Origin of the sequence: Rhodococcus sp. T2V (genome assembly GCF_029269925.1) — a bacterium.
Lineage (GTDB): Bacteria > Actinomycetota > Actinomycetes > Mycobacteriales > Mycobacteriaceae > Rhodococcus_F > Rhodococcus_F koreensis.
Genome location: NZ_JARJBD010000207.1, coordinates 1 through 4,598, shown reverse-complemented (window position 1 = coordinate 4,598; position 4,598 = coordinate 1). Strand labels below are relative to the sequence as shown.

The 4,598-nt window shown below is 69.9% G+C and carries 3 protein-coding genes; all 3 read right to left on the bottom strand.

The features are described from left to right. Window positions 1-193: 193 nt before the first annotated feature. The 3 genes from P3H15_RS53010 to P3H15_RS53000 are packed head-to-tail and all read right to left on the bottom strand — an operon-like array spanning window position 194 to window position 4,397. Window positions 194-739, bottom strand: a complete 546-nt coding sequence (locus P3H15_RS53010; RefSeq protein WP_276144666.1) for a DUF6262 family protein — start codon at window positions 737-739, stop codon at window positions 194-196. Continuing rightward, entirely contained in the window at window positions 736-3,228 is a 2,493-nt protein-coding gene (locus tag P3H15_RS53005; RefSeq protein ID WP_276144665.1) for a tyrosine-type recombinase/integrase, read from the bottom strand. Before P3H15_RS53005 ends, P3H15_RS53010 begins: the two co-directional genes overlap by 4 nt. Further along, entirely contained in the window at window positions 3,225-4,397 is a 1,173-nt protein-coding gene (locus tag P3H15_RS53000) for a site-specific integrase (RefSeq protein WP_276144664.1), read from the bottom strand. The genes P3H15_RS53005 and P3H15_RS53000 overlap by 4 nt, the downstream gene beginning before the upstream one ends. Between the last annotated feature and the right edge of the window lie 201 nt (window positions 4,398-4,598).

Here is a 4,598-nt window from a genome sequence, read left to right as displayed (position 1 = left end):
ACAGCGTAGACGACGCGATCAGCCGTTGTTCGAACTCCACTGGGGTGAGGTATCCAAGGGCGGAGTGACGGCGATTCTCTGGGGGTCCCGGCCTGAAGTGGCTGTCGGCGCCGAGCGTTCTCGCTGGTCGTATGGCTGATCGTTGAAGAATATGGTGCGCAACAGGTGTAGTGCAAGGGCTTCGGGCTGTGTGTCAGCCGGTTTGCCGTGAGGCGTTGAGTTTCGTCATGAGTTCGCGGTTGGCGGCGCGGGCGGCGGCGAGGTCTTGATCGCGTTCTTCGAGTTGCAGCCGGAGGTCGATGATTTGTTGTTCGAGGGTGACGATGCGTGTGTGGAGCTCGTCGATGTCGGTGGGTGCGCCGAGTCCGCTTGCTCGCCAGATCTGTTCGCCGAGTTGGTCGGACAGCCGTGTCTCGAGTTGTTGGGTGCGGGCGGCCATGCGGGCGCAGCGTTGCTGGGCTGCGAGCAGGTCGGCCTGCAGCGAGGCGCGGGTGACCGCGGGTCCGGTGCCGGGTTTGTCGGGTGGTTGGGTTTCGGCGGCGTGGATGCGTTCGAGTAGGTCGCGGTGGCGGTAGATGAATGTGCGGTCGACGCCGGCGCGGCGGGCGATGTTGGTGACACCGAGTTCGTCGCCGGCGGCGACCGCGGCGTCGAGGGCGTTGAGGACGCGCTGGCGTCGTCTGGTGGAGTCGGCTCGGCGTCCGTCGAGCATCGCGCTGGTCGTGGTGTTGGTGCTCATGTGGTTCGCTCCGGTCTCAGATCGGGCAGGGTTTGGTGGGTGCGGGGCATGCCAAGCATGGTGGAGCGGTGGCGATGCACGACGGTGACGGCGTGCTCGATCTGCTCTCGCTGTTCTGCGGTGAGTTCGTCGAAACCGGCATCGATGCGGGCGATCAGGCGGCGGATGCGTCGGATTTCTTCGTCCGAGGGCATCGCTTCGGCGCGTGCCCAGTGGTCGAGTTCTGTGGTGGCGAGCAGGCGTTCGCGGGTGCGCAGCAGGTCGTCCAGGTAGGCGTGCAGGTCGGGAAGGTAGGACACGTCGGTGCGGAAGTGGTCGCAGCCGGCGCAGCGGAACCGGAACGGGCAGGCGCCGCCGCCGGCTTTGACGTTGGACGGTTCGGCGCAGACCCCGAACGGGACGGCGACCTCGCCGACGGCGCGGCGAGCATGCTCGGAGTCCAGTAGCGCCTGGGCTTGCCGCCAGATGCGGTTGCCGTGCCGATCGAACTGCATCGCGGTGACCCGGTCGACGGCCTCACGGCGCCGGGTCTCGCCGACGCGGTAGTAGCCGCTGGTCGTTTCGAGTTTGCGGTGCGACATCAGCTCGCGCAGCACTTCGACGGACACGCCGGCGTCGGCATGGCGTTGGGCGAAGCTGTGTCGGTAGGCATAGAGCACGACCTTGCTTTTGTCGTATTCGACGCCGTCGGCGGTGCGCAGCACCGGCATCCGGTCGACCCAGGTGCGGTGGGCGAACGCGAGGGAAAAGGCGGTGATCGCGCGCCCTCCTCCGGGATTGCGGCGGTCGGTGGGCAGCAGCGTCAGCTCGCCCACCGGTGTGTCCGGGTAGCGTGCCCGCACCCGCTTCTGCTGGGCGACGATCACGGCAGCGGTCTGCTCGCCGATCGGCAGCCGGCGGTCGGGGCGATTGGCTTTGTGGTTGTCATAGATCAGCACGGCCATTCCGAGGTCGTCGCGGGTCAGGCAGTCGAAGTCCAGTGCGCAGATCTCTTCGGGGCGGCGGCCGGTGTCGATGGCCAGCTCGATGGCGGTGCGCATCTCCGGCGAGGTCAGCCGATCCAGCTGTGCGCAGAGCTGGGCCATGATCTCCGGCGGCAGATCCCGATTCGGTTCGCCGGGTTCGGGTTCGGCGGGGACGTCGGCGACGGTGATCGTGAAGTCCTCGCCCAGGCCGGCGGCCAGCCCGCCGGGGCGGGTCAGCCCCATGGTTCGGATCCGGGTCAGCACGGCGCGGACCTCGCGGCAGGCCCGGATGCGGGCGTCGCCGCTGATCTGCCCGACCGATTCTCGGTAGGCCAGCCGGTGCAGGAACGCCTCCATATCGGCGCGGCCCAATGCCGCCGGGTGATCGCCGCGGTCCTCGCGCATCCGCAACGACTCCGACAGCCGTGCCAGGGCGCCGATGTGGTGGCGCACCGCCAGGCCGGCGCTGGTGCGGCGACCCGACCGGACGCGTCGTTTCGGCAGGTCGTCAGCGGCCCATCGTTTGGCCGACTCCCGCAGCCATGACTGGCTGATGCCGGTGAACGACAGGGTGCCGCTGTGCCCGAACACCCTCAGATCCCAGTCATCTTTGGCGACTTCGGTTTCCGGGGTTGACAGGGCCCGGCGGGCATGGCCGATCAGGCAGTGGGCCAGCCCGGCGAATTCCAGGTCGCGGTCGTCGTCGGGAAGGTAGTCGGTCAGCGAACCCAGCTGCCGGTGGCGGACATCGTTGCAGAGCGCCCGCAGCGTGGCCTCGCGGGTCTTGACGGCGTTGATTCGGCAGCGCTGCTGCAGGCCCACCAGCAGTTCGGCGACGACCAGCGGCGGCAGGCCACGCAGACTGACCTCGCCGCCGCGCCCGATCGCCGGTGAGATGGCCCGCCACCCGGCTTCGTCCAGGTCCGGGTCGCGTGTCCGGGCGGTGCGCAGCCGCTGCTGGTGCGCACCGCAGTAGAGCCCGTCGGGGTGGCGGCGCTGCCGGGTGCAGGCGTCGACCGCGCACAAAGCTAGCGGCGGAAGCGGTTTCGCCTGCCGGTGGGTAAGGAACTGCTCGACCCCGACGCCCGGCAACGCGCGCCGCTGTTCCTCGTGAACCGAGCACAGCCCCGACCGCGCCGACATCGCGTCCCGCGCGCAACCGCCGACCAGGCAGGCATCCGGCCCGCGACCCGACCTCCGGTGACCACGCGCCGGCAGTGCGCCGATCTCGTGCTCACCGAGCCCGTGTTCGGCCAGCCGGCGACGGCACGAGGCGCAGATCCTCGACGCTGCCGGCGCGGTCGCCGAGCAGTCCGCGGCCCGGCAGACGGGCCGGCCCAGCAGCGGATGCTCCGGCGCGAACGACAGCACTCGCCGCGCTGGGTCCCATCCGGCCTCGGTCAGAAAGGCCGGGTCGATCACCGCGGCGATGGCCGCGGCAAGCCGGTCGATCCTGGTGTCGGCGAACACGTGCGCCCCGCCGATGCTGACCGCGGCCGCCCCCGCCGCCCCGACGGCGCTCACCGGTCGGTCCCAGCCAGCTCGCGGGGGCTGCGGACCCGGTCGACGGCCTCACGCAGCCGAGCCGGGTCGGGATGCAGATAGACCTGCGACGACCTCATCGAGGCGTGCCCGAGCAGGGCCGCGATCTCGTCGAGGCTGCTGCCCGCATCGGCCAGGTTACTGCCGAACGCGTGCCGCAGCCGATGCGGAGTCACATGCTCGATCCCGGCCCGCCGCGAGCACGCGGCGATCACCTCGTTGATCGCGTCCGGGCGCATCGGCGCGCCGATCGGCTCCCGAAACAGGTTGACCAGCAGGAAATCCGACTCGGCTGCCCGCGGCACTGCACACCGCTCGAACGCGTAGCCGTCGACAGCCTGCACCACCAGAAAGTCCAGCGGCACCACCCGCTGTCGGCGGGACTTGGCCCACGCCCCGTTCGGATTGTCCCGGCGCACCACATGCAGATGCGCCCGCGGTATCCCGCAGCCCAGCAGACGCGAGTCGACCAGTAGGTGCACATCCGAGCGCCGCAACCCGGCCAGTTCACCGCGGCGCAACCCGGCCCGCGCCATCAGCAGCACGATCAACCGGTCCCGCGCCGACCGGCAGGCCCGCAGCAGCGCCACGATCTCGGCGTCGCCGGCCCGGTCCACCACCGTCTCCGGCTCGTGCAGCCGGTGCCGCGCCCGCATCCGCCAGGCCAGCCGCTGATCCTCACCGCGGGCCTGCGCCGGAACGTCACGGTCGTCGGCCAGCTCGTAGAGCAACGACATCAGCTCGCCCGGTGCCTGCCCGGCCGCCACCGCGTGTGCGACGAATCCCCGCACCGCGGTCAGCACGGCGTTGATCCGCCGAGGCCCGCGCACCGGCTCCGCACCGGGACCGGCCAGCACCTGCCCACCCGCCACCACCTCGACGCCACTGACCTGCGGTCCGGCGTGCCGCAGCCACGTGATGAACAACCCCAACGCCGCCACACCGTCATGCCAGTGCCGGTCGGTGCGAGCGCACCAGCGCAGGAACAACGCGATCCCGCCCGCATACGACCTGGTCGTCAACTCCGAGCCGTCGCGGCCGAACCGGACATGCCGCAAGAACGCATCCGCCTCGTCCACCACGGCCAGGTCCTCGTCGAGCACCGTCCAATACCGCACCCCGGACGGCAACCTCACCAGAAACGCCCGCATCCTGATCTCCTCTCGTGGCAGGCATCTGTAGGACTACCAGCCACGAGCACCACAACCCGGGAGATCTGTTGCAAACCGGTCCGTGTCGCGGATCTATGCAACGTCACACAACAACCCGACTGACCCCAGAGAACGGCGACGTCGATTGAAGTACGAGAGCCACTCGAACAGCTCCAGCCGTGCCTGCGACTTCGACGTCCA

Coding starts and splice junctions, on each gene's coding strand:
- P3H15_RS53010 (WP_276144666.1), bottom strand. CDS start 739: ATGAGCACCAACACCACGACCAGCGCGATGCTCGACGGACGCCGAGCC.
- P3H15_RS53000 (WP_276144664.1), bottom strand. CDS start 4,397: ATGCGGGCGTTTCTGGTGAGGTTGCCGTCCGGGGTGCGGTATTGGACG.